Genomic DNA, 23769 nt, shown 5'->3' on the forward strand with positions numbered 1-23769 from the left:
GGATGGCGTCCTAGGGGCGGTCCTAGGTCTAGGAGGTGCCTGCTCCTAGACCTAGGACCGATCTCCGGTTAGCTCGCGTCCCGCTTCCGGTTACGCTCCGCTATCGCGGCAATAATGGCGGCGCGTTCGAAGCCGCCCCGATTGGCGCCCTTGCCGGTGTCCGTGTCGGTGCCCCAGGTCTGGCCGACCTTCACCCCGAACGGCTTGAGCGCCACGGTCACCTGCTCGCCGTCCCACCCGGCGTAGACCTCGGGCCGCAGCTCGGCCAGCCGTGCGGCGACGGTGCGGCACCACACCTTGGCCTCGCTGGCGGGGACCACGGCGGCGATGTCGTCGAGCAGGTTGTAGGACAGCGCCTGCACCTTGGCGGGCTGCTCGCCGAGGGCGTGCCCGGTCAGCCGCCCGGCGGCCTCGCGGGCGGTGCGGGCGCGGGCGGCGATCTTCTCCGCGAGGGGGCCGTCGATGTTGACGGTGGTGGTGATTCTCGCGTCGGCTCCCTCGCCGACGAAGTAGCCGGTGCCCTTGTCGGTCCAGGCGAACATGGTGGCGCGGATGCCCTGCTTGTACTGCGAGGTGCCGAGGACCATGTCGTTTTCGGTCTGCCCCATCACCTTGAGGCAGAACCGGGTCGACGCGTTCGCCGAGATGCCGGTCGGCAGGCTCTTGGCGTCGGGCCGCTGGGTGGCGAACACGGGGATGATGCCCAGCGCCGGGCCGCGCTTGACGAGGTCGGTGCTGATCGCTTCCAGTTCCTTGCCGTATTCGGGGTGCTCGAACCACTTCTGGCACTCGTCCACCCCGATGACCAGCGGGTGCAACCCGAGGGACTTCTTCGAGGCCAGTTCGGGGGTGACCTTGTTTTCGGGGCAGAGGTCGCGGGGCAGGTCGCGGATCACCTTGGCGCGGCGGCGCAGCTCGTCGCGCAGCTCCCGCATGCCGGCTACCGCGTATTCGATGTCTTCGTCTTCTTCCCCGGCGCGGTAGCGGTGCGCGACCTGCTCCAGGGCGGACAGGTCGCCGGTGCCCTTGAGGTCGTAGGCGTGGATCTCCGCACGCGGGTCCAACGCGGCGATGAGCAGGACTTCCCGCAGGGTGAAGGTCTTACCCATGCGGGGGATGGAACCGATGACCATGGCCATGAACATCAGCGTGAGGTCGACCCATCGGCCGCGCGGGTCGGTGCCGAAGGGCTGCGGTCGGAACAGGTCCACGCTGCCGGCCTTGAGGAGCGGCCACACCGGTTTACGGGCCTTGGACATGTCCTGATCGCCGACCCAGAGCACGAGTCGGCCGGGGTGCACCTCGGGCTGTCCCTCGGGCCACACGCACCCGAGCGGCCGGCTGAGGCCGGCGGCGAGCTTTTCCCGCTTCTCGATGACCTCGGTGGCGGTGACGCCGTTGGGCAGTTCCACGTCCGCGCGCCAGCCGGGGCCGTCGCGGGTGATCGGTGCGGGGAACCAGTCCTTGCCCCGGTCGCCCTTGGATAGCGCTTGGTTGATGCCGGTGATACCGAGGTTGCCCAACGCCCGCACCACCACATCCGAGGTGAGTTTCTGCACGCGGGGCACGACCACGGCGGTGTCGAGCAGCGTCTTGTCCGCCGGACGGCCGAGCGCACCGAGGGCGGCCAGCAGCGCGGCGAGGGTGGCGTAGCGGGCCTCGGCCGGGGCGAGGGCGTAGGCGATGCCCAGCGCCGGCAGCACACCGAGCACCACGGCGGCCGTGATGAACCCGCGCCACCGCACCCGCTGGTCACGCAGCCGCGACACCTTGAGGTACATCTCCGCGTCGCCCTTGTCCGCCGTTAACTGACGCACGTGCTCGCCTTGCAGGTCGAACAGCCACCGCCCCCACCCGCCGAGCAGCCGGGCCGCGCCGCGCGGGGCACGCCACGCGAGTTTCCCGGCGTACTTCGGGGTGCGGGTCAGGTGAAACGCTCCGGCGTGGAACAGGTGCCCGATCGTCCACCGCGCGGCATCGCGCAGCTCGGCGCGCGAGCGCAGCCACGCCGGCACGATCGGCCGCCGCTTCGCGTCCTGCAACCCCGCCACCGTGAACCGCGGCGACCGCTGCGCGGCCGGCGAGTCCACCAGGCGAGGGCCAGCGTCGGCCGGGTCGTTGTCGTTATCGGGCGGGGTGGGGGCCTGCCGGCGGGACCGGGCGGCGTCCAGGTCCACCACGTCGGCATCCGGTCCGGTCAGGTCGTTTTCGGCGGCCTGCCAGTCGAATCGGTCATCATCTCGGGGGGACGTCATGATGGGTGTTCCTCCATCTGATCCGTGAGGGTCGGGGGTTGAGGGCCGGCGGCACGGCACGGGTTGTCGAGGCCACGAGGGCCGTGCCGCCGGGCGGAACTAGTCGTGCGTGCGAACCAGGTGCGCGAGGGCGGCACCCATGCCGAGCACCGCCACCGGGAGGCACGCGACGGCGGTGGTGATCCACCAGGGGGCCGAGGTAACTCCGGCGGCTTCGAGCAGGTGGTAGGCGACCTGGCCGAGTGCGCCGATGGCGAGGGAGCCGAGGGCGGACCACTTGGCGAACCGGCGTGCCCGCTCCGGAACCCGCCCGGACAGCCACACGTAGAGCGCGTAAGCGCCGTACGTCTCCACCCCGATCGGCAGCGTGATCGCGCTGTTGATGGAGAAGCTGTCCCAGATGCCCGGCAGCGGGTGCACGATGCCGAACCCGGTGAGTCCACCGAGGCCGACCCACCCGGACCAGATCGCGACGAACGCGGGCAGGGCCAGCAGCACCACCGGCCAGGCGACCGCGCGCCGGTTGTCCGTAGAGTCGGTCTGGTCGGCCTCGAAGGCGACCTTGGTGCCCAGGTCTGCGGCGGGTTCTGCCTGCTCCGACACGACCGGCGAGCCGTGGTCGGCGGCCGGTGGGACGTCCGGTGCCGGTGGCAGGTCGGCGATCGGGTCTGGGGTGGTGTCGGCCGGGTCCGTAGTGGCTTCGGTGTCGGCCGGCGGGGTGTCGGTGCGGGCCAGAGCGGCGAGGATCGCGTCTGCCTTCGGACCGCCGACCCGCAGTTCCTTCTTGATGCGGTTGCGCGACGGGATCTCGCCGAGCTGGTCGGCCAGGTCTCGGGCGGCGGGGATCAGGTCTTCGACGGGCCGGGGGAAGGCCGACAGCGTGGGGGCGGTCATGACAGGTGTCCCTCCGATGCGTCAGTGCGGTAGATGAGCGAGAACAGGGTTTGTTGCAGAGCCAGCAGGTTCGTGCCGCACCCGTCACCGTCAGCGGGGCAGGGGGGCAGGGATCGACGGCTCACGGTGGCCCTGTCTACGCGGCCTGGTCGGCGGCCGAGCGAACGGCGAGCAGGGCACGCGCTTCCCGCAGCACCCGACGCTGCGCCCGACGAAGCCGCTGCCAGTCCAACTCAGTCGGACCGGCATCACCGGTCAGCGCGACAATCTGTGCGTCGAGCAGCAGAACCTCAGCCTCGATCAGCGGCAACTCCTGCTCGATCTCTGCGAGGTCAGCCCCGCTCGGCTCGATCTCCGGGGGGTGGTTCAACTCGGTCACTTCGTGTCCCTTCTGACTGATCTGGCGCCCTTAGATATGCGCCTCTGTTGCGCAACAAGGTAGCGATACGCGGGTCTGTTGCGCAAGGGGGTAGCGGTATGTTGGTCCGATGAGCGATGCGCGAGACGAGCTGTCAGCAGCTACGAAGCGGTACCGGCGTACCGAAGCTGCTCATGAAGCTGCACGTGACGCGGTGGTTGCGGCGGTGGTTGCGGCACTCCGCGATGGCGTCGGCCCGGCTGAGGTTGAGCGGCTGTCGCCGTTCAGCGGTGCCTACGTTCGGAAGCTCGCTCGGGAGCACAGCGTCCCGCCTGCGCCGCCGGGGCCAAAGCGGGTTGCCCGATAGCGCTATCCGGCAGCACGCAACGTGTGGTTGCTGGCGTCCACCAGGCCGCACGTCAGCGCGGACGCCTCCATGTCGTCGATGGCGCGCGCTGGGATCACGAAGCGGCCACGGACCTTGATGGCGGGGAACTGGCCGGCGTGGATCGCTCGGTAGAGGGTCACCTCCGACATGCCGAGGATCGCCGCAGTGTCCGCGACCGACCGGAACCGGGGGCGATCGTGCTTGAAGGCGAGGGGTTCAGCCACGAGAGTCTCCTCAGTAGTCTGTGGTTGGCGTTCCGTTCGGCTTGCTGAAACCCAGTGAAGTCGAAAGCGAGCGGAGTGCCCATGCAAACCCAGTGCAATGCTCGGCAATCCGATGCAACTTGCAAGCTCGGGAGACCACGGTGGCGACGGTAGACCGGTGGACAGGAAACCTTGCCTGCTCGTTTCAAGCCGCCGCCGGAATGACGAACGAGGGATTCGCGGGATGGCTCGGGATCGCTACAAGGACGGTCGCTTACTGGCATAGTCGGCCAGACACTGTTCCTGGAAACGCGAATCAAGACGTGCTTAACGCGGCCCTGGGCCGTGTATCGGATTCGGTTCGATCCCGGTTCTTCGAAACGCTCAGCCGAGTGCAGCCGGAGGGAATTGCTGGCAGTGACGGCATTGTTCTGGATAGTGTGAGTGCTGCTGCCGACTCGGTCGCCAACGATTCCTTGCTGATGAGCCTCGCTCTGCCGCACGACTCGATCGAGTCCTTACAGGAAGACGTAACGCTGCTCGCCCGTTCGGGTGGCATGACAGCTTTCGACGTGTTCAGCGGTGCCCGGCGGTTGCGCGACGAGGCAAGGGCTTTGGTCGAGCGCACTCGGCGGCCGGTTGATCTGGCCGATCTCTACGTGATTATCGGCCAGAGCGCCTCCCTGATGGCTTCTACCGCCTTCGATCTCGGGCACTGGAACGAGTCGGCGGCACTAGCCAGGGCATCGACGCAGTACGCCGACCTGGCCGGACATGCGTCATTGAAGGCATGGACCTACGGCCTGCAAATGACACTTGCCAACTGGCGCAACGAGCCTGATTCCGCACTGAGCTACTTCGCTCGCGCCATGCGAGCGGCCCCGGAGGGGGAGCCGAGGCTGAGACTTCGCTATATCGCTTCCCGCTCTCATGCGCTGCTCGCCGATTCCGATTCAGTCGCTGCCGTCTTGGAAGCAGCCCAGCGAGACAGAGAATCGGCAGCGGACCGACCCGACGAACTCGCCACCTCTACGGGCGGGGAATTCGCATTCGGCGAAGCGCGGGCGGCGGCATGTGCGGCGGCGGCGTGGCTTGACCTCCGGAACGGTGAGCAAGCCGCGAGGTACGCCCGAGAGGCGTTGCAGGTGTACGAGGCGTTGCCCTCGCCCAGGCGGCCGTACTCGCAGATCAACGGCACACAGATTGATGTCGCCGCTGCCCACCTCCACATGCAGGACAAGGATGGTGCGGCCGAAGCGCTGCGCACCGTCTTGGACCTGCCGCCGCAGAAGCGCAACGTTTCCCTGACAGGCCGGCTGTCGCGGATCGAGCGCCTGCTGAGCGAATCACCGTGGGACCGCGACGCGGACGCGCGCCAGCTCGCCGAGCGCATCGCGGCGTGGTTGTCGGAAACCTCAGCCCGCCCGCTCACCTGACCGGTGCCAGGCTGCCAATACCTGCTCTTCCTTCTCCAGGCTGATGCCGATCTCGGCGGCCCGATCGTGGCTGCTGGCCTCGCCGCTCTCCACCATCCATCGCCAGGTGTCGCGGACGGTCAGAGAGAGCGGCCGGCAGCGCAGTCCGGCTGTCTGCGCCTTGGCGGTGTCGACACGCCACACGCCGTCGAACGTGCGCCAGAGGGGCAGCTCGGACCACTGCCGCACGCCTTGGCTAAGCAACACCTCGTCGGGCACCCAATCGAAGGAGGCGTCACCACGGGTCGCGTGGGCGCAGTCCGCCAGTAGTCCGCCGAAGGTCGCGCCGTCCACCGGGGCACAGACGTTGAACGCACCTGAGAAGCCTTCGGTGATGGTGTGCAGTGCGAACGCGGCCACGTCGCGCACGTCGACCGGCTGGATGGTGCGGTCAGGGGAGCCGGGTGCCAGAACTTGTCCACCAGCAGCCACGCGACGCAGCCACCAGGGCAGGCGGCCGACGTACTCACGCGGGCCGAGAACGACACCGGGGCGCAGGATCGTCGTCCGGTCCGCTCCGAACGCGGCGACTACTGCGCCCTCGCATCCGGATTTCTGGTAGCCGTACCGGGTCGGTCCGTCCTCGGTGTCGGTGCCGTAATCCGGGCCGGCGTCAGGCGGGCAGTAGAGCGCTTCGGAGTGTTCGGTGAGCGGCTTCAGCGGCCAGTCTCGGTAGACGCTGACCGTGGACATGAAGATGTAGCGACCGACGACGGGAGCAAGCGTGCGAGCCACGTCGAGAACGTTCCTAGGCACGTAGCCCGAGGTATCGACCACGGCATCCCAAGGGCCAGCGGCGGCGAGGGCGGCGACGTCCTCAGGATGGGTGCGGTCGCCCCGGATGGTCTGTACGGCTTCCAGGAAGGGATCTGAGGTGCCCCGATTGAATGTCGTCACCTCCCAGCCGGCATTGATCGCAGTCGTGACGATCGCGCGTCCTATGAACCAGGTTCCACCAAGCACCAGCAAACGCATGGGTCCATCATGCCGAGCAGTGCGATCGCCCGGTCGGCGGAGGGTGTCGGCAGCCAGCTGCCGAGTTGGCCACGAGATCGAGTCAAGCCGACCCGCAAGAGGGCCGCGCCGGCCCGGCTCGGCCCCGGTCTGCTGGGAACCGGGCCGGCCACGCTTCGGGACTGTCAGCCTTGAAACCCCGGTCGGAGACTGCCGAGGTAGGAGATCCGACCCTAAGCGACCGCCGGTGATTTGTAATTCTCGAACTCGCTCGCCCCGGAGGGTAAGCCTACTCGCATGAAGTAGCGCGCGAATGATTGAGAGAGATGCTCTCGATATGGAGACAAGAGGCGCAGTCGATCTCCGGCATTGCTGGCGTGAGCTTCCACCACGGATTTCGGAAGGATGTACAACGAGCGAAAGTCAACCAATGACCAGGCAAGGCTCGGCGGACCAGTGAAATGCCTCAAGAGCATGAAGTTCGGAAACTGGTTGCGGACGCATTTCTCGCGGAACTTGACGCCAGCCTTACCGATATGGTCCGCCCTTCGTTGGCGCAGGCTCTCTGAAACTATGTCGTCATAGCTGTCCAGTTTCGCCAAGAGGATGTTTTCAATCTTTCCTGAATGCTCAAGGTCGCATGACTGTGTGACGACAACAACGTCGACAATGTCAATGCTGACATCTATCTCGTCGGCCTGGTCACTTGTGCTTGCTCCGTGCGGCTTGACTACACTGCATCCAAACAGCACGTCACCTTGCATCAACTGCGGACCACTGCATACCTCGAACCAATCGGCATCCGCCATCGATTATTCTCCAGGTGGGGGGGTGAACTCCTGGCTCGGCATGTCAATCATTGGCGGAATGACTCTTCGCTCCCTGATTCTCGCCCTTGCGATACGAGTCCTTTTTGGTGGCATGGGTGGCGGAGCATCGAACTCTTCAAATTCAACGTAGGTCGGCTCGTCGTCGGAAAAATGCGGCGGCATTACATCAACGGAGAATGCTTCTCTCTCATGCAGCCAGTGGAGAGTGCGGATGCGAAGGACGTCCGCTAAGGCGGTTTCAAGAGCAAGGCCACGCGTCGCATCTAGGACCAGGCTGGGAGATGCATGCTCCGGCGTCTCGGTGGTTAGGCCAGCGAGGTGCTGACTCGCTGGAACGATCGAGCGGCCAACCCGGTTAGTGCGCCCCATTCGGACGCGCTCGGCGTGGGGAGATCTGCGCTCTCTAATCAGCATTGAACATCTCCCTCAGTCGGTTATTAATTACCGATTCGAAGGCGTCTCTTTCGCGTTGGCGTAGGTCCACAAGGTGTTGGACAGCTTCGTCGACGCTGCACTTTTCATTCCAATGAAGGTCGAGATCCAGGAGGAAGGAGCTTTGTCCTGGAGAAGAAGGCTGGGTTGTTGCCCAGGTGAAGATAATCTTCGCCGGGATGTCCTCGTAGGCTAGCTCCATTCGATCTATGAACGCAGTCATTCGGCTAGGAAAAGCGTCGGGTAGGCCCTGCGTGATTGTGAAATACTCCGTGAGGCTAAAAGAGTCCTCGGGTATGTTGATCCGGTTGATGTATCGCAGGCTGAGTTTCCTGACCCCGGATGGCCGAGCGATCGCGACGTAGGAATCAAGGGCGCCGACGATGCGAGGAAGTAGCCTCTGCCATCCCTCGTAAGGTCTAAGACTGTGAACGCTCAAAACATCCGGGCCGACCATCAGCAATTTATTGTCATTGCCAAAGACGACGCGAGTGCCTTTACGGCTAACCGTAAAAGCGTTCCCTACCTTCTCGTCGTCCTCGCTTGAAAGGCCCGCCTCAAGGATTTCCCGCTGTTTGGGTGGGTCAGGGTAAGTATCCCGCAGTCCGTCGTATAACCGGCCGGGGATCGTAATGTTCCACTCGGGTCCAGGCTCAAACACTAGCTCTACGATTGCCTCGACGATCGGATCGTGTCGGTAAACTGGCCCTGGTGCCGAGTCTGCTTCGAGGTCCACCCGCTGTCTCCGCTCGGTTGGCTGACTCTATGCATCATGTCTCATCGAGGCAGCGTGTGTCTCCCGTCCGAGTGTCGCGATCCTTCCAGCTGCGACTTCGTTGGGCAAGGGGCAGACGGAGCCGCTGCGGCTATCAGCGGAGACGGCCCCCAACGGCTTTAGCTGGTCAGCGACGGACCGACGTGAGAGCCGCTGAGGGGTGCCGCGAGGCGTCCGCACGTCAGGGCCAGTCGAGACTAGGTAGGCAGACATCGTCAGCCTGATCTCGTAATGCGCGTGTCGCCATGCACACGACACCCTTAAACCAGGTAGCCGCGAGGCCCGTCTGGAGGGTTCTTATCGCGAGGGTAGGCGACGGTCGCCCGGCGACCTCGGACGACGCTCACCAAGCCCTCCGCTGCCAGCAGCGCCACGGCGCGGTGAGCGGTTCCGCCCGAAACGCCATGCGCCGTAGCCAGGTCGGCAACCGCCGGGAGCTGCTCGCCGGGCCGCAGCCGCCCGGCCGTGATCTGCTCGCGTAGCTGACCGGCGACCCTTTGATACGGGCTGCTTTCCACCGTGCGCTGCGTCGGCGCAATCGGGCGCGGTGGCATGCGAGCGGCCAGCGTTCCAGCGGCCCGCTGGTCAGATTCTGACAGCCAGGCCGCATAGACCCTGAGCGTCGTAGTCCCACCCCCACCATGGCCGAGCCGCCCGGCGACGGTCCGCACGTCAACTCCCGCATTGATAAGCTCAGTTGCCGAGTAGTGGCGCAGCGCGTGAATGTGGCTGTTGATACCTAGCCGGGTAGCGAGCCGGCCATACCGCTGGGTGATGGTGTCGGGTCGGTAGCCACGGCTGTTGTCCGGCTCGGGGGAGAAGACGTAATCAGCAGTGTCGGCGTCTGCGTCGAGCTGCGCCAGGCGGTCGAGGTACCGGCCATGCAGCTCGCGCAGCACTTCAATCGTCTCCGGGTCGAGCGCCACCCGCCGCTGCTGGTGCGTCTTTGTGTCCTTCTCCCGCAGCTTGCCGTGTTCGTCCAGGTAGGCGCTGCGCCGCAGCGTCAGCACACCGGCGGGCAGGTCGAGATGCTGCCAGCGCAACGCGCACAGCTCACCCCGCCGGGCGCCCGTCGTCATGGCGAGCCACACCAGCGCGCCCCAGTCCGGATCGCGCCATGCCTCGTTGATGATGCGCGCGGCGTCGGCCGGGTTCGGTGGCTGCGGGTCGGGGTGCGGCGGCGCGGGTGGTTCGGCCTGTCCGGCGGGGTTAACGGCGATCCAGTGCCACCGGACGGCGCGGCTGAGGGCACCACTGAGAATCCAGTGGATCTGGCGCACTGACGACGCGCTGAGCGGCTTGCAGACGTGCGGCCGACACTTCGCCGTGCAGGTATGCTCACCCGCTACCCGGTGCTTCACGTACGCCTTGCCGCCGCACCAGTCGCGGCAGCGGCGCAGGCTCGCGTAGAACGACTCCAACGTCTCGGCGTCGAGTCGACCAACCGGCAGCTTGCCGAGCACCGGCCGTACATGCTTGTTGAGCTTGCTCACGTAGCCCATACGGGTAGTGGCCTCGATATCGGCCACCTCAAGCCACCGGTCGAGAAGTTGGTCGAGCGTCGCGCGGGTGCGCGGGTTGCGTCGCTCGTCCACCTGCGCCAGCAAACGCGTGCGCGCCTTCTCGGCGTCCTTGGCGGCGGTGCGGCCGGCGGGGATGACTTCGGTCAGGTAGTGCCGCTTACCGCTGATCGGGTCGACCCCGGCATAGACCTTCACCCGCAGTGACCCGCTGGGGAGTGTTTCGATCTCGCCGCGTTGGCGCTTGTTGCGTCCGTTCGAGGCTGCCACGGGGCCACCGTACCGCGCTCGCACCACGAATAGCCCCACGCGAGCCAGTCAGATCGGGGAAGTACCTGTGCGCCCGGTAGGGTTCGAACCTACGACCTTGGGATTAGAAGTCCCCTGCTCTATCCGCTGAGCTACGGGCGCGCGGCGTGGATGTCGCGCCAGAAGGGTACCGCCAACCCACGGCGCGCCGGGGTAAAGGGTGCCCGCGTCCACGTTGCCGAGCAGGGTCTCACGGAGGTGGGGCGGCCGGCATCCGGGTTCCCGCAGGCCGACCCCGCGGCGGACCGTACCCTCGGCTGGTGTTGCTGGATCCCGATGCCGAGAGCGGCGTCGCCTACGAGCTGTGCCAGGTCGTCGGCCGCGCCATCCTGCCGTACCGCACGTCCGACGCCGTCGGCACCGCCTTCTTCTTCCAGAGCGGTGACGACCCGGTGGGGGAGGCGTTGCTGACGGCGGCCGACCTGGTCGGTGCCCCGGGCGGTGAGCTGAGCTTGCGGGGGAGCGTCACCGAACCGGACGGGGTGGCCCCGGACGCCGTCTCCGACGCCGAGATCCTGCCCGGCTGGGCCCGCTATCCGGGTGACGGGGTCGCGGTGTTGCCGACCGCCGGGCTGCACCGGTACGCCGGCGACGGTGGCTGGCGATGGCGGGTACAGCCCGTGCCCGCCGCGATCGCCGCCGGGCCCGAGGCCGTCGCGCGCCTCGGCGCCGACGCCGCTTCCGCCTTCATTCTGGCCCATGGGGTACGCGAGGACGGGTCGCGCCCACTGGAGGTCGCGATCGAGCGGGTGGTCCGCGACGGGGACGACGTGCGGATCACCGGGGAGTTGCCAGCGGGGTACGTCGGGGCACCCGTCTTCGTCGTCCAGGCCGACACCGACGGGGACGTGTCGCTGTACTGCCTGGGCCTGGTGCTGCCCGGCGTCGACGGTCACCCGGTGGCGACCTTCGACCGGATCGAGGCCGCCCTCCCGGCCACGCCCGGCGACGCCTGAGCCTCTTGGTCAGCGGCCGGGCGTCGAAGCGGCTGCCGGGTCGGCTGCCGGCTGCCGAGGGGCCGGCAGTCGGGGCGTCGGCGTTCGGGATGGTGTCGGTGGCCGGGGCGGTGGCCGGGGCGGTGGGGCCGGCGGCCAGGAACGCCTCGGCCCAGCGGCCGACCTCGTCGAAGACCTTCCGCCGGACGGCGGGGCCGGAGAGCGTGAGGTCGTGCAACCCGCCGTCGAAGCGGGCGAGGGTGACGTGCCGGCCGAGGCGGGGCGCGTACCGGACCATGTGCTCGACGTCCAGCACGGCGTCGGCCAGGGTCGCGTTGTCGTGCCACTTGGTGCCCCGGAAGGAACGGGTCGAGCAGGCCAGCAGCACCGGCACCTGGATGTCCAGTCCGGCGCGCAGCCGACGTTGACCGGTGCGGATCGCGTTCAGCCAGCCGGCCCGGACGGGGAACCCGGCCAGCGGCTTCCACGCCAGGTCGTAGCTCCACTCGCCGCGGTGGTCGGCGTGGATGCTCTCGCCGTACACCGTGCCCAGCCCGAACGGCAGAATGCGGTGCGGCGCCCTGCGGCCCAAGCGGGAGACGGCGGCCGCGAGGGGTCGACGGACTGCCCAGGGAGCGTTCAGGTCGAAGAAGGGGCTGTTGAGGACCAGGCCGTCGATGGTGCCGGCGTCGCGGCGGGCGTCCGCCCAGAGCGAGATGATCAGACCGCCGGTGGAGTGGCCCATCGCCAGCAGCGTGTCGTGCCCGTCCTCCGTGCGGATGATCTCGGCGGCGGCGTCCAGCTCCGGGAAGTAGTCGCTGATGTCGCGGCAGAAGTTCGGGGTCTGACCGGGGAGCAGGCTGCGACCGTACTTGCGCAGGTCGAGGGCGTAGAAATCCCAACCCCGCTCGGCGAAGAAGTCGGCCAGGTGGGTCTGGAAGAAGTAGTCGACGAAGCCGTGCACGTAGAGCACGGCCCGCCCGGTGGGCCGCTCGGCCCGCCGCCGGACCAGGGTCGCGACGACGGACCCCTCGTCGTCGGTGCCCAGGTCGATCGTCTGCCGCTCGTAGGGCGGCCCCAACACGTCCGGTTCCACGAGGGCGACGCTACGCCGGCAACCTACCGAGCGGTAGCCCCGTGCCCGCCCCCCGGCTCCTGTACCGCGCTCCCGGTCCCTCGGCCCTCGCGCCTGGCCTGCGGCTCTCGCGCCTGGCCCGCGGCTCTCGCGCCTGGCCCTCGGCCCCCGCCCCCCGGCGATCTTGCACTTTCTGTCGCGCCATAACGCTTGAAAAGGTGCGAAACGGGGTCCGAAAGTGCAAGATCGCGGGGGCTGCGGTGGGTGCGGGCGGGTCAGGCAGTTTCCGCGTCGGCGCGGCTCGGGTCGGCGACGGGCAGCGCGTCCGACTCGTCGGTCGGGTCGACCTCGGGCTGCGGCTGCGGGATGTCGCGCAGGTGCTTGTTGTGCCGGGGCTCCTGGCGGGTCTTCGAGTCGTTGAGCCGCCGGCGCAGGTCGTCGCGGACGTCGTTGAGGGCCGCGTGCAGGTCCTCCTCGGCGGAGGTGGTGACGATCTTCTGCCGACCGGCGATCCAGCACTCCAGGGTGACCTTCTGCCCCCGCGCCTCGCGGTCCTTCACCGACACCTCCAGCTCGGTGGCGTCGGCGTGGAAGCCGGCGAGCCGGGCGTCGAGGGTGGCGAACTGCTCGGCGATCCAGTTGCGGTCGCCCTGCGAGAACCCGGCACCCACCCGCAGGCACTCGGCCACCGTGGCCGGGTTCGCCGCGGCGCTCATCGCTGCGCCTCGAAAGCGGTTGCGGAGCCGATGGTGGTGATCATCATGGCGCTGACCTCTCGTCGACGTGGAGCTGTCGGTGTTGCGTTGATCAAGTGCTTACCCAGTTCGGCCAGCGCGGGAAACCGCCGACGCCGTTCCGGGCGGGTCGGCCGTACCACATCCGGGCGTGATCAGGGCGTTGTCCACAGGCGGGCTCGTCATCCACAGGTTGGGCGCTCGTGCTGGCGGGGTCCGTCTCCGGCGCCCAGGCTCGGTGGCGAGTCGACTTGCGCTGGCAGGCCCCCGATCTCCCTGGAGGGACGATGTTCGACACCTACGTCACAATTGTCGGCAATGTGCTGACCACGCCCGAGTGGCGGCGTACCACCCAGAGCAACACCCTGGTGGCCAACTTCAAGGTCGCCTCCACCGCCCGCCGCCTCGACCGGGACAGCGGCCGCTGGGTCGACGGCAACTCCCTTCGCGTACGCGTCAACTGCTGGCGCAAGCTCGCCGAAGGGGTGGCCGCCTCGGTGATGATCGGCGATCCGGTGGTGGTCTGCGGGCGGCTCTACACCCGCGACTGGACCGACGACGCCGGCAACCACCGCACCGTGTACGAGCTGGAGGCGGTCGCCGTCGGCCACGACCTGTCCCGCGGCCGGGCCCGCTTCCTGCGTAACCGGCCGAGCGTGACCACCAGCACGGTGGAGGACGCGGAGGCCGAGAGCCGGGTGCACGGCGAGCCCACCGAGCCGGTGCCCGCCGGGCAGGCTCCCGTGCTGCCCGACGACCGCCCGTTGGACGACGACTTCGAGCCGTCCGACTTCGCGACCCCGCGTACCAACCCGTTCGGCGCCGACGCGCTCGGCGGCGGCTCCCTCGATGGCGGCCCGCTCGGCGGCGGCTCCCTCGACGGCTCTCTCGGTGACGCACCGGGCGGGCAGGCCGACGACCCGGCCGGGCTTGACGACGACGAACTGGCTCTCCCTCGCGAGGTGACCGACGGCACCAGCGACGACGAACCGGACGACGAGCTGGGGCCGGTACCGGACGAGGAGGAGCCGGAGGCCGCGCCGACCGGCCGGCGGCGTCGCGGACGGATTCCGCAGCCGGCGTGACGGATCTGATCGACGATCGCGGGTCAGGCGGCAGGCCGGCCGTCTGACATCAGGGGTGATGCTCCCGCGGTACGGCACGACGGGGGCGGGGTGGCGATGCGATGCGCGTCGTCACCCCGCGTGGCCACCGTCCACCCCGCCGCCTTCATCGGCGGGCAGCGCGGCGGCAGCGGCTGGGCCCGGCGGAATGTGCGGCGGGCCCGGCTCGTGCACGGGCCGCTCGTCTAGGCTGGCCGGCCGGAGGTGGTGCGTGTGCGACGGACAGCGCCGGTGGCGAACGCGGTAGGAATGCTGGCCGGGTACGCGCTGGACAGGCTGATCGGCGACCCCCGCCGATGGCACCCGGTAGCCGGCTTCGGGCAGGCCGCCGGCACGCTGGAGCGTCGCGTCTACCGGCCGGACCGGGCGGCGGGTACGGCTTTCACCGCGCTGGCCGTGGGTGGGCCGGTGCTGCTCGGGGTGGTCGCCACGGCGGCCACCCGACGTCGGCCGGTGACCCGGGCGGTGCTCGTTGCCGCCGGCACCTGGGCCGTGCTGGGCGGTCGAACGCTGCGCCACGAAGCGACCGTCATGGGTCGTACGCTGCGTGACGGCGACCTGCCCGCTGCCCGCCGACGCCTCGGTCACCTCTGCGGTCGCGACCCGTCAACCCTGGACGAGTCGGAGTTGGCCCGCGCCACCGTCGAGTCGGTCGCCGAGAACACCTCCGACGCGGTCGTCGCCCCGCTGCTCTGGGGTGCGGTCGCCGGCCTGCCCGGCCTGCTGGGCTACCGCGCGGCGAACACCCTCGACGCGATGGTCGGCCACCGGTCGGCGCGCTACGCGCGGTTCGGCACCCCGGCCGCCCGGCTGGACGACCTGCTCAACCTGGTGCCGTCGAGGCTCACCGGGCTGCTCACCATCGCCGTCGCGCCGGTGGCGAACGGCGATCGGGAGCGGGCCTGGCGGGTGTGGCGACGGGACCGCAACGACCACCCGAGCCCGAACGCCGGCCAGTGCGAGGCGGCGATGGCAGGTGCACTCGGTGTCCGCCTCGGTGGACGCAACGTCTACTTCGGCCGCTCCGAGGTGCGTCCCTTCCTCGGCGACGGCCCTCGTCCCGAGGCGCGGCACCTCAAGCGGGCCGCCCGGATCTCCGGAGCCGTCGGGCTGGCCGCGGTGGGGCTGGCCGCCGCCTACCCGGTGACCCTCGGACGCCTGGTCGGTGCCGCCGGTCGCCGTGGGCTCGACGCCGCCGGGCTGGTGCGACGGGAGACTGGGCGATGAGCGGCGGGCTGCTCGTCGCCGGCACCACCTCCGACGCCGGGAAGAGTGTCCTCACGGCCGGCATCTGCCGCTGGCTGCACCGGCAGGGCGTGAAGGTGGCGCCCTTCAAGGCACAGAACATGTCGAACAACTCGGCGGTCGTCGTCGGGCCGGACGGACGTGGCGGCGAGATCGGTCGAGCCCAGGCCATGCAGGCGGCCGCCTGCGGGATCGCCCCCGACCTGCGGTTCAATCCGGTACTGCTCAAGCCGGGCAGTGACCTGGCCAGCCAGGTCGTGCTGCTCGGCGAGGCCGTCGACACGATCACCGCCGGCACGTTCCGGCAGTTGCGTCCCCGTCTCGCCGAAACGGCGTACGCGGCGTTGGCCGAACTACGCGCCACGTACGACGTGGTGATCTGCGAGGGCGCCGGCAGCCCTGCCGAGATCAACCTGCGGGCCGGTGACTACGTCAACATGGGGCTGGCCCGGCACGCCAACCTGCCCACCATCGTGATCGGCGACATCGACCGGGGTGGCGTCTTCGCATCGATGTTCGGCACGGTGGCCCTGCTCGACCCGGCCGACCAGGCGCTGATCGCCGGCTTTGTGATCAACAAGTTCCGGGGCGACCTCGGGCTGCTCCAACCCGGGCTGGACATGCTGCGCCAGGTCACCGGCCGCCCCACGTACGGGGTGCTGCCCTGGGCACTCGACCTGTGGCTCGACGCGGAGGACTCGCTCGCCTACGGCCGGGTCCTGGGGCGGCCGGCCGCCCCGCACGGCACCGAATGGCTCGACGTGGCCGTCGTCCGGCTGCCCCGGATCAGCAACGCCACCGACGTGGAGGCGCTGGCCACCGAGCCGGGCGTCCGCGTACGCCTCACCGTCGAACCGGCCGAACTGGCCGCCGCCGACCTCGTCGTCCTGCCCGGCTCCAAGTCGACCGTCGCCGACCTCGCCTGGCTACGCGAGACCGGCCTCGCCGACGCGGTCGCCGCCCACGCGGCGGCCGGTAAGCCGCTGCTCGGCCTCTGCGGTGGCTTCCAGATGCTCGGCCGCGCCATCCACGACCCGGTGGAGAGCCGGCAGGGCAGCGTGCAGGGCCTCGGCCTGCTGCCCATCGAGATCACCTTCGACCCCCGCAAAACCGTGCGGCAGTCGGTGGGCACCGCCCACGGTGACCTTCCGGTGCGCGGCTACGAGATCCACCACGGGTACGTCTCGCAGACCGACCCCACGCTGACCCCGCTGCTGACCGGAGTCGACGGTGTCGGCGAGGGTGCCGTGCTCGGGCCGGTGCACGGCACGCACTGGCACGGGGCGTTCGAATCCGACGCGTTCCGCCGCTGGTTCCTCACCGAGGCAGCCCGGCTGGCCGGGCGCACCGGATTCCGCGTCGCACCGGACACCAGCTTCGCCGCGGCCCGGGAACGCTCGCTCGACCTGCTCGGCGACCTGGTCGAGGAGCACCTCGACACCGACGCCCTCTGGCGCCTCATCGAGACCGGCCCACCCGCCGACCTCCCCTTCATCCCACCCGGCCCCCCAAAACCCTGACCACCCTGCCCCCCGCCCCTGCCCCCGCCCCTGCCCGCCGCCCGTGCCCGCCGCCCGTGCCCCGCCGCCCGTGCCCGGGATCCCGCCCCCACTCCGTCGATCATGGAGTTGTGGTGCCTGACTCAATCCGGTCGGTCACCTTTGTCCCCCACCACAACTCCATGATCGACCGGACGGGGCTGAGCTGAGGCTGGGCTGGGCTGGGTTAGGGCTTGGCCTCGCCATGCTGGGGCTGGGGTGGGGCTTGCCGGGCTGGGCTGAGGTGGGCTGGGTTGGGCCGACGCGGGTTGGGGCCGGGCCGGGTTTGGGGCCGGGCCGGGTTGGGGCTGGGCCGGGTTGGGGCTGGGGAGGGCCGGGCCGGGTTGGGGCTGGGCCGGGCTGGGTTAGCGCTCGGTATGGGCTGGATTGGGCCGGGGCAGGGTAGGGCGGGGTTGGGGTGGGAATTTAGGGGCGGATGTCGGCGGGGCGGTCTGTGGTGGGGAGGCCCGCGGCGAGCCAGGCGTCGACGCCGCCGATCATGTCCGTGGCGCGGCGGAGGCCGAGGGTCTGCAGGCTGGCGGCTGCAAGACTGGAGCTGTAACCCTGCCGGCACACCAGGATGATCTCCCGGTCGTACCCGGTGGCCTCCGGGATGCGCCAGGCGCTGGCCGGGTCGAGGCGCCATTCCAGCACGGTCCGGTCGATGACGACCGCCCCGGGCAGGTCGCCCTGTTCACGGCGCTGCGTCTCGGTACGGGTGTCGACCAGCAGCGCCCCGCCTCGGACCGCCTCGACGGTCTGCTGCGGAGTCAGTCGGTGCAGCCCGGCTCGGGCCTGTTCGAGCAGGGCGTCGATGCCGGGGCTCATCACGTCTCGGAGCACCACCCGATGATGCCGATTGGTATGCCACCCCGGGAGGCGAACGGGCCCGGCGTCACCCGCCGCCGCCCCAATTCCCCCGGACGTGACGGGTTCGGGCGATGGCCGTCAGTCGGACGGGTCAGACCGGCGACGGGGGCGGCCCGGGCACCGTGATCGACTCGGTTTCAGTGAAGGCGCGGTGTCCCGCCGGCTCGGATACCCCACCTTCGCTGAAACCGAGTCGATCTTGGCGCTGATCCTTTGCGGGCGGGGGATACTGCGGTCGTGCACGGACTCGTTACCAGGGAACTGTTCGTCGGTGAGCATCCGCAGCGGTGCTGCCCCGACGGCGCACGTCGGCACGGATTGACGGGCCATCCCGGGCCGTTCGTCGGCGGATCGGCCACCGCACGGCCGGAACACGTGGAGCCACACTGAATCCCGGAACCGGCAGGCCCGCTCCCGGCCAGGAGGCCGCTCCCGGCCAGGAGGCCGCTCCCGGCCAGGAGGCCGCTCCCGGTCAGGAGGCCGCTCCCGGTCAGGAGGCCGCGTCCGGCCCCGGGGTCGCACTCGGCCGCGAGGCCGCACACGGCCACGGGATCCGGGACGCCCACGACGACGCCGTATCCGGCCACGAGGCCGCACACCGCCACGAGGCCGCACACCGCCACGAGGTTGGGGACGCCTACGACGAGGTCGGGGACGTCGGCGGGCCGACCGGGCTAGCCGGTCACGAGGTGCGTCCCGTGGTGGTCGTCGAGGCGTACGCCGAGGTGGCGCGTCGGGTGCTCGCGGGCCCGGCGCGGTTGGGGCGGACCCGGCTGGTGGCGGTCGACGGGCCGAGTGGCGCGGGTAAGAGCCGGTTCGCCGCGCACCTCGCGGACGCCCTGGCGGCGTTACCCGGCGGCGGCCGGCCTCCGGTGGTGCACACCGACGACCTGCTCGACGGTTGGGACGACCAGTTCAGCTTCTGGTCGCGGCTGGACGAGGAGGTGCTCGCTCCGCTGCGCGAGGGGAAACCCGGTGCCTACCGACGCTACAGCTGGGTGCGGCGACGGTTTCTGCCCCGGCCGGTGCCGGTGCCGGTGGCGCCGGTGCTGGTGGTGGAGGGGGTCAGCGCGGCCCGTCGGATCGTGGCGCCGGAGGTGACGCTGGCCGTGTTCGTCACGGCGCCCGCGTCGTTGCGGCTGGCGCGGGCGGTCGAGCGGGACGGCCCGGAGATCCTGCCCGAGTTGCGCCGTTGGCACGTCGGGGAGCGGGCGCATTTCGCCGCCGACGACACGGCCGCCCGGGTCGACCTGGTGGTCGACGGGGCGCCGACCCTGCCCCTGGACGGGAGCCGGTACTACGTGCGGGTCCGCTGAGCGGGGCATGGACGTCGGCCACCGGCTGGGGCACGATGCGAGGAGCTACGGCGAACGGGGAGCCCACCATGACGGCAGCGGACGCGCCAGCGCGACGCCGGATCACCCTCACCGGCATCAGCTCTCGGGCCTGGGAGCATCCGGCCGACCGGGGCGCGCTCGTCGCGTTGCGCGAGCTGCGCGGGTTCGACGACGTGGTGCGGGCGTTCTTCGGAATGTGGAACGAGCGGGGTTTCCGGCTGTCCGTGCTGGCGTCCGGCATCCGGGTGGACCACCGGCAGTATCCGGCGGTGTGGCAGCGCTACACCGAGGCCGCGGCGGCGCTCGACGTGGCGGAGCTGCCCGAGTTGTACGTGACGCAGTCGCCCTGGCTGGGCGCCGAGGCGGTCGGTCTGGACCGGCCGTTCATCGTGCTGAACTCCGCCTGCGTGCAGCAGCTCGATGAGGATGAGCTGCGCTGCCTGCTCGGCCACGAGTTGGGGCACGTGGGCAGCGGGCACGCGGTCTACAAGACCATGCTCATGATCCTCACCCGCTGGGCGGCCAACCTGAGCTGGTTGCCGGTCGGGGCGTTCGCGTTGCGGGCGATCATCGCGGCGATGCTGGAGTGGTGGCGCAAGGCGGAGCTGTCGGCCGACCGGGCGGGCCTGCTCGCCGGGCAGGACCCGGCGGCCGCGCTGCGGCTGTTGATGAAGCTCGCCGGTGGCGGTGACCTGTCGCAGATCGACACGACCGCGTTCCTGGAGCAGGCCGCCGAGTACGCCGGCGGTGGCGACCTGCGCGACAGCCTGCACAAGATCCGGATGACGGCGTGGAGCACGCACCCGGTGCCGGTGGCGCGGGCGGCGCAGCTGCGGCAGTGGATCGACTCCGGGGCGTACGGGCGGGTGCTGGCCGGGGACTATCCGCGCCGCGACGACGACGCCTCGACCAGCGTCTCGGAGGAGATCAAGGCCGCCGCCGAGTCGTACCGGGAGGAGTTCAGTCGGTCCACCGATCCGCTGGTCGGGTTGCTGCGTCGCCTCGGCGACGGTGCGAGCGACGTCGGCGAGTGGGTGGGCGGCACCGCCGGCCGGGCCCGTTCCTGGATGGATACCGCCACCGAGGCCGCCGGTCGCGCGCAGCGGGCCGGCCGGGCCGCGCCGGGCGCGCGGGCGGGTTCCGGCGGTGACGGTACGGGCTCGGCCGGCACGCCCGGGTAAGGCCGGCATACGATGCCGGTCATGACCTCACCGATCATGTCCGAGTCCGAGGTGCGGGCCGCCGTCGAGCGGGAGATGCCCGGCGTACGGGCCGACCTGGAACGCCTCGTCCGCATCCCCGGCATCGCCTTTGACGGTTTCGACCACTCGCACGTGGAACGGTCCGCCGAGGCGGTCGCCGAGCTGCTGCGCGGCTGCGGCCTGGACGTCAAGATCGTACGTTCCGGCGGCCAGCCCGCGGTGATCGGCCGTCGGGCGGCTCCGCCCGGCGCGCCCACCGTGCTGCTCTACGCCCACCACGACGTGCAGCCGGTCGGCGACCGGTCGCTGTGGGAGTCCGACCCGTTCGAGCCGGTGGAGCGCGACGGTCGGCTCTACGCGCGGGGCGCGGCCGACGACAAGGCCGGCGTCATGGCGCATGTCGCGGCCCTGCGGGCGTACGGGGATGCGCTGCCGGTCGGTGTGGTGCTGTTCATCGAGGGCGAGGAGGAGTTCGGCTCCGACTCGCTGGAGCGGCTGCTCGCCGAGCACCGCGACGAGATCACCTCGGACGTCATCGTGATCGCCGACTCCGGCAACTGGGACATCGGCGTGCCGGCGTTGACCACCTCGCTACGCGGCGTGGTCAACTGTTTCGTCGAGGTCCGCACGTTGGACCACGCGGTGCACAGCGGCATGTTCGGCGGTGCCGTCCCGGACGCGCTCACCGCGCTGGTCCGCCTGCTGGCGACGCTGCACGACGACGCCGGTGACGTGGCGGTGGAGGGGCTGGTGGGCCGCGAGGGCGCCACCGTCGACTACCCCGAGGACCGGATCCGGACCGAGGCCGGGCTGGCCGAGGGTGTGCGGTTCATCGGCACCGGCCGGATCACCGACCGGCTCTGGACCAAGCCCGCGGTGGCGGTGCTCGGCATCGACGCGCCGCCCACCGGCGAGGCGCCGAACGCGCTGGTCCCGGCCGCGAAGGCGAAGCTCAGCATCCGTCTCGCTCCGGGTGACGACCCCAAGCGGGCGTACGCGGCGGTGCGCCACCACCTGGAGACGCACGCGCCGTGGGGTGCTCAGGTGACCGTCAGCCTGGAGCACGACGGCAACCCGTGCGTGATCGACGCGTCCGGGCCGATGTTCGACGCCGCGCGCTCGGCGTTCCGTGCCGCCTGGGACGGCACCGATCCGGTGGACATCGGCATCGGCGGTTCGATCCCGTTCATCGCGACGTTTCAGGAGATGTTCCCGAAGGCGGCGATCCTGGTGACCGGTGTGGAGGACCCGCACGCCCGCGCGCACGGCCCGAACGAGAGTCTGCACCTGGGGGAGTTCGCCCGGGTCTGCCTCGCCGAGGCGCTGTTGCTGGGCAAGGTCGCCGAGGCGGGGATCTAGACATCTTTCGACCCTGATCAGGGGTTTTCGGCGTGTCGCAGGCCGGGTTGTTATAGCCTTCGAACATGAGTACGAACGAGGTGATGGCCCGGTTGGGGGCCGCCGTCAGCGCGCTGGGGGACGTCGATGTCTCCGCGTGGTCCGAGGACACGCTCAACGAACAGCTCGGTGATCTCTCCGCCGCCCTGGTCGCCCTCGACTCGGTGCTCGCCCGGGTCGCCGGCGAGGTTCGCGCCCGAGGGCTGCGCATCGAGGAACCCGTCTCCGCCTGATCCCGCCGCCCTCGTGGGGGCGGCGGCACCGCGCCGACACCGCCCGGGCACGGCAATGCCCGGGCGGTGTCGGAGGTGACTGGCAGGATGAACGTCGTGCGGTTCCTTGACCTGGCAGCCACCTCCGCCGCCGTCGCCGCCACCAACGGCCGTCGGGCCAAGGTGGAGTTGCTGGCTGACGCGTTGCGCCGGCTCGACCCGGCCGAGGTGGAGCCCGGTGCCGGCTATCTCGCCGGTGAGCTGCGTCAGCGGCAGACCGGGGTGGGCTACGCGAGCCTGCGTGACCTGCCGCCTCCGGCGGCCGAGCCGACGTTGACGGTGGCCGCCGTCGACGCGTCCATCGCGCAGATCGCCGCGGTGCACGGCTCGGGCTCGCAGGCTCGGCGTCGGGCACTGCTCGGTGCCCTGTACGCGGCGGCGACCGCCGATGAGCAGCGTCTGCTCACCGGCCTGTTCAGCGGTGAGCTGCGTCAGGGCGCCCAGGCCGGGCTGCTCGCCGACGCGGTGGCCCGAGCCGCCGACGTTCCGGTGGCGACGGTGCGTCGAGCCCTGCTGCTCGCCGGCGACCTGCGCGCGGTGGCGGTGGCCGCGCTCTCCGGTGGCGCCGCCGAGCTGGCCGGGTTCGGCCTGCAGGTCGGCCGGCCGCTGGCGCCGATGCTCGCGCAGAGCGCCCCCTCGGTCGACGAGGCGCTCGCCGCGACCGGCACGCCGGCGGTCGTCGACGTGAAGCTCGACGGCATCCGCATCCAGGTGCACCGCTCCGGTGCCGACATCGCCGTCTTCACCCGCAGCCTCGACGAGATCACCACCCGGGTGCCCGAGGTGGTCGCCGCCGTCCGTGCCCTGCCCGGCCGGGAGTTGGTGCTCGACGGCGAGGCGATCGGCCTGGACCAGACCGGCCGCCCGTTGCCGTTCCAGCAGACCTCCAGCCGGGCCGCCCGGCGCACCACGCCCAGCACCACCGGTGGCACTCCGGTCGCCCCGGCGGTGCTCGCGGCGGCCGCCAGCACCGGCGCGACGGTGCTCACTCCGTACTTCTTCGATCTGCTGCACCTCGACGGCCAGGATCTGATCGACCTGCCCGGCCGGGAGCGGTGGGCCGCGCTCGCCGGCGCGGTCGACTCGTCGCTGCTGGTCGGGCGGATGGAGGTCGACGGCCCGGAACAGGCCGGCGCCGCGTTCGCCGCCGCGCTCGACGCCGGCCAGGAGGGCGTGGTGGTCAAGGCGCCGGACGCCCCCTACGACGCGGGCCGGCGCGGCGCGGCCTGGGTCAAGGTCAAGCCTCGGCACACCCTCGACCTGGTGGTGCTCGCCGTCGAGTGGGGCAGCGGTCGGCGCAAGGGGTGGCTGTCCAACCTGCATCTGGGTGCCCGCGACCCGCGCACCGGTGACTTCGTGATGCTCGGCAAGACGTTCAAGGGGCTCACCGACGAGCTGCTGCGCTGGCAGACCGAGCGTTTCCTCGACCTCGCCGTGGAGCGCGGCGACTGGGTGGTCCGGGTCCGGCCCGAGCAGGTGGTGGAGATCGCCTTCGACGGGGTGCAGACAAGTTCCCGCTATCCGGGTGGGATGGCGCTGCGGTTCGCCCGGGTGGTGCGCTACCGCGACGACAAGTCCGCCGCCGAGGCGGACACCATCGACGCGGTCCGCGCCATCCACGCCGGCCGGGTGACCGGCTGACCGGG

Annotated in this window: 20 protein-coding genes, 1 tRNA gene and 1 pseudogene; 10 read left to right on the forward strand and 12 right to left on the reverse strand. The window is 70.3% G+C overall.

The window, feature by feature from the left end:
* Window positions 1-68: 68 nt before the first annotated feature.
* The 4 genes from O7620_RS00570 to O7620_RS00585 form a co-directional block, all read right to left on the reverse strand.
* Entirely contained in the window at window positions 69-2255 is a 2187-nt protein-coding gene (locus tag O7620_RS00570) for a cell division protein FtsK (protein WP_278121204.1), read from the reverse strand.
* A 99-nt stretch (window positions 2256-2354) separates the two neighbouring features.
* The gene (locus O7620_RS00575) at window positions 2355-3149 is read right to left on the reverse strand and encodes an ABC transporter permease (protein WP_278121205.1); all 795 of its coding nucleotides are present in this window, start codon (window positions 3147-3149) and stop codon (window positions 2355-2357) included.
* Between the two features lie 136 nt (window positions 3150-3285).
* A complete protein-coding gene (locus tag O7620_RS00580; protein WP_278121206.1) occupies window positions 3286-3528 on the reverse strand; it encodes a DUF6284 family protein in 243 nt (80 codons plus the stop codon).
* 348 nt (window positions 3529-3876) lie between these two features.
* Window positions 3877-4119 carry a helix-turn-helix domain-containing protein gene (locus tag O7620_RS00585; protein ID WP_278121208.1) on the reverse strand — a complete coding sequence of 81 codons (243 nt, stop codon included), beginning with the start codon at window positions 4117-4119 and terminating at the stop codon, window positions 3877-3879.
* Window positions 4120-4490: 371 nt separating this feature from the next.
* On the opposite strand from O7620_RS00585, the gene O7620_RS00590 reads away from it, so the two are divergent.
* Entirely contained in the window at window positions 4491-5534 is a 1044-nt protein-coding gene (locus O7620_RS00590; protein WP_278121210.1) for a hypothetical protein, read from the forward strand.
* Here the strand turns inward: O7620_RS00590 and O7620_RS00595 are convergent.
* From O7620_RS00595 to O7620_RS00615, 5 genes are all read right to left on the reverse strand, one after another.
* Window positions 5514-6548 (reverse strand): NAD-dependent epimerase/dehydratase family protein, encoded by a 1035-nt coding sequence (locus O7620_RS00595; protein WP_278121212.1) that lies wholly within the window; start codon window positions 6546-6548, stop codon window positions 5514-5516. The two genes, O7620_RS00590 and O7620_RS00595, sit on opposite strands and share 21 nt — an antisense overlap.
* Window positions 6549-6760: 212 nt before the next feature.
* The gene (locus tag O7620_RS00600) at window positions 6761-7336 is read right to left on the reverse strand and encodes a hypothetical protein (protein WP_278121213.1); all 576 of its coding nucleotides are present in this window, start codon (window positions 7334-7336) and stop codon (window positions 6761-6763) included.
* A gap of 424 nt (window positions 7337-7760) precedes the next feature.
* Window positions 7761-8525, reverse strand: a complete 765-nt coding sequence (locus O7620_RS00605; protein ID WP_278121215.1) for a TIGR04255 family protein — start codon at window positions 8523-8525, stop codon at window positions 7761-7763.
* A 299-nt stretch (window positions 8526-8824) separates the two neighbouring features.
* Window positions 8825-10354 (reverse strand): tyrosine-type recombinase/integrase, encoded by a 1530-nt coding sequence (locus O7620_RS00610; RefSeq protein ID WP_278121216.1) that lies wholly within the window; start codon window positions 10352-10354, stop codon window positions 8825-8827.
* A 68-nt stretch (window positions 10355-10422) separates the two neighbouring features.
* Window positions 10423-10495, reverse strand: a tRNA-Arg gene (locus O7620_RS00615).
* A 158-nt stretch (window positions 10496-10653) separates the two neighbouring features.
* Here O7620_RS00615 and O7620_RS00620 point away from each other — a divergent pair.
* Window positions 10654-11349: a hypothetical protein gene (locus O7620_RS00620; protein WP_151489440.1), complete on the forward strand. Its 696-nt coding sequence runs from the start codon at window positions 10654-10656 to the stop codon at window positions 11347-11349.
* 136 nt (window positions 11350-11485) lie between these two features.
* Here O7620_RS00620 and O7620_RS00625 read toward each other — a convergent pair.
* Together O7620_RS00625 and O7620_RS00630 are read right to left on the reverse strand one after the other, a co-directional pair.
* A pseudogene (locus tag O7620_RS00625) lies at window positions 11486-12424 on the reverse strand (alpha/beta hydrolase); the annotation flags it as partial.
* Between the two features lie 254 nt (window positions 12425-12678).
* Complete coding sequence (locus O7620_RS00630) at window positions 12679-13119, reverse strand: HPF/RaiA family ribosome-associated protein (protein WP_151489442.1); 441 nt, start codon at window positions 13117-13119, stop codon at window positions 12679-12681.
* A gap of 305 nt (window positions 13120-13424) precedes the next feature.
* Here O7620_RS00630 and O7620_RS00635 point away from each other — a divergent pair, with 305 nt between their 5' ends.
* From O7620_RS00635 to O7620_RS00645, 3 genes are all read left to right on the forward strand, one after another.
* Window positions 13425-14222, forward strand: coding sequence for a single-stranded DNA-binding protein (locus O7620_RS00635; protein WP_278121219.1), 798 nt, complete (start codon window positions 13425-13427; stop codon window positions 14220-14222).
* Between the two features lie 288 nt (window positions 14223-14510).
* The gene (locus O7620_RS00640) at window positions 14511-15488 is read left to right on the forward strand and encodes a cobalamin biosynthesis protein (protein WP_278126785.1); all 978 of its coding nucleotides are present in this window, start codon (window positions 14511-14513) and stop codon (window positions 15486-15488) included.
* A complete protein-coding gene (locus O7620_RS00645; RefSeq protein WP_278121220.1) occupies window positions 15485-17026 on the forward strand; it encodes a cobyric acid synthase in 1542 nt (513 codons plus the stop codon). The genes O7620_RS00640 and O7620_RS00645 overlap by 4 nt, the downstream gene beginning before the upstream one ends.
* 444 nt (window positions 17027-17470) lie before the next feature.
* Here O7620_RS00645 and O7620_RS00650 read toward each other — a convergent pair whose 3' ends face one another.
* Window positions 17471-17872 carry a rhodanese-like domain-containing protein gene (locus O7620_RS00650; protein WP_278126786.1) on the reverse strand — a complete coding sequence of 134 codons (402 nt, stop codon included), beginning with the start codon at window positions 17870-17872 and terminating at the stop codon, window positions 17471-17473.
* Window positions 17873-18612: 740 nt separating this feature from the next.
* Between O7620_RS00650 and O7620_RS00655 the strand changes: the two genes are divergently transcribed.
* From O7620_RS00655 to O7620_RS00675, 5 genes are all read left to right on the forward strand, one after another.
* A complete protein-coding gene (locus O7620_RS00655; RefSeq protein ID WP_278121222.1) occupies window positions 18613-19230 on the forward strand; it encodes a hypothetical protein in 618 nt (205 codons plus the stop codon).
* 68 nt (window positions 19231-19298) lie between these two features.
* On the forward strand, window positions 19299-20432 hold the full coding sequence (locus O7620_RS00660) for a M48 family metallopeptidase (protein ID WP_278121224.1): 1134 nt from the start codon (window positions 19299-19301) through the stop codon (window positions 20430-20432).
* A 36-nt stretch (window positions 20433-20468) separates the two neighbouring features.
* Entirely contained in the window at window positions 20469-21812 is a 1344-nt protein-coding gene (locus tag O7620_RS00665) for a dipeptidase (protein WP_278126788.1), read from the forward strand.
* A gap of 65 nt (window positions 21813-21877) precedes the next feature.
* The gene (locus tag O7620_RS00670; RefSeq protein WP_139585616.1) at window positions 21878-22084 is read left to right on the forward strand and encodes a hypothetical protein; all 207 of its coding nucleotides are present in this window, start codon (window positions 21878-21880) and stop codon (window positions 22082-22084) included.
* A gap of 87 nt (window positions 22085-22171) precedes the next feature.
* Window positions 22172-23764, forward strand: a complete 1593-nt coding sequence (locus O7620_RS00675; protein WP_278121226.1) for an ATP-dependent DNA ligase — start codon at window positions 22172-22174, stop codon at window positions 23762-23764.
* The last annotated feature ends 5 nt before the right edge of the window (window positions 23765-23769 follow it).

The organism is Micromonospora sp. WMMD710, assembly GCF_029626045.1.
Lineage (GTDB): Bacteria > Actinomycetota > Actinomycetes > Mycobacteriales > Micromonosporaceae > Micromonospora.

Excerpts from the sequence above, each read along its gene's own strand:
- O7620_RS00670 (WP_139585616.1), top strand. The coding sequence starts at position 21,878 with ATGAGTACGAACGAGGTGATGGCCCGGTTGGGGGCCGCCGTCAGCGCG.
- O7620_RS00595 (WP_278121212.1), bottom strand. The coding sequence starts at position 6,548 with ATGCGTTTGCTGGTGCTTGGTGGAACCTGGTTCATAGGACGCGCGATC.
- O7620_RS00640 (WP_278126785.1), top strand. The coding sequence starts at position 14,511 with ATGCTGGCCGGGTACGCGCTGGACAGGCTGATCGGCGACCCCCGCCGA.
- O7620_RS00645 (WP_278121220.1), top strand. The coding sequence starts at position 15,485 with ATGAGCGGCGGGCTGCTCGTCGCCGGCACCACCTCCGACGCCGGGAAG.
- O7620_RS00675 (WP_278121226.1), top strand. The coding sequence starts at position 22,172 with ATGAACGTCGTGCGGTTCCTTGACCTGGCAGCCACCTCCGCCGCCGTC.
- O7620_RS00660 (WP_278121224.1), top strand. The coding sequence starts at position 19,299 with ATGACGGCAGCGGACGCGCCAGCGCGACGCCGGATCACCCTCACCGGC.
- O7620_RS00635 (WP_278121219.1), top strand. The coding sequence starts at position 13,425 with ATGTTCGACACCTACGTCACAATTGTCGGCAATGTGCTGACCACGCCC.
- O7620_RS00650 (WP_278126786.1), bottom strand. The coding sequence starts at position 17,872 with ATGAGCCCCGGCATCGACGCCCTGCTCGAACAGGCCCGAGCCGGGCTG.
- O7620_RS00665 (WP_278126788.1), top strand. The coding sequence starts at position 20,469 with ATGTCCGAGTCCGAGGTGCGGGCCGCCGTCGAGCGGGAGATGCCCGGC.
- O7620_RS00600 (WP_278121213.1), bottom strand. The coding sequence starts at position 7,336 with ATGGCGGATGCCGATTGGTTCGAGGTATGCAGTGGTCCGCAGTTGATG.
- O7620_RS00630 (WP_151489442.1), bottom strand. The coding sequence starts at position 13,119 with ATGAGCGCCGCGGCGAACCCGGCCACGGTGGCCGAGTGCCTGCGGGTG.
- O7620_RS00570 (WP_278121204.1), bottom strand. The coding sequence starts at position 2,255 with ATGACGTCCCCCCGAGATGATGACCGATTCGACTGGCAGGCCGCCGAA.
- O7620_RS00575 (WP_278121205.1), bottom strand. The coding sequence starts at position 3,149 with ATGACCGCCCCCACGCTGTCGGCCTTCCCCCGGCCCGTCGAAGACCTG.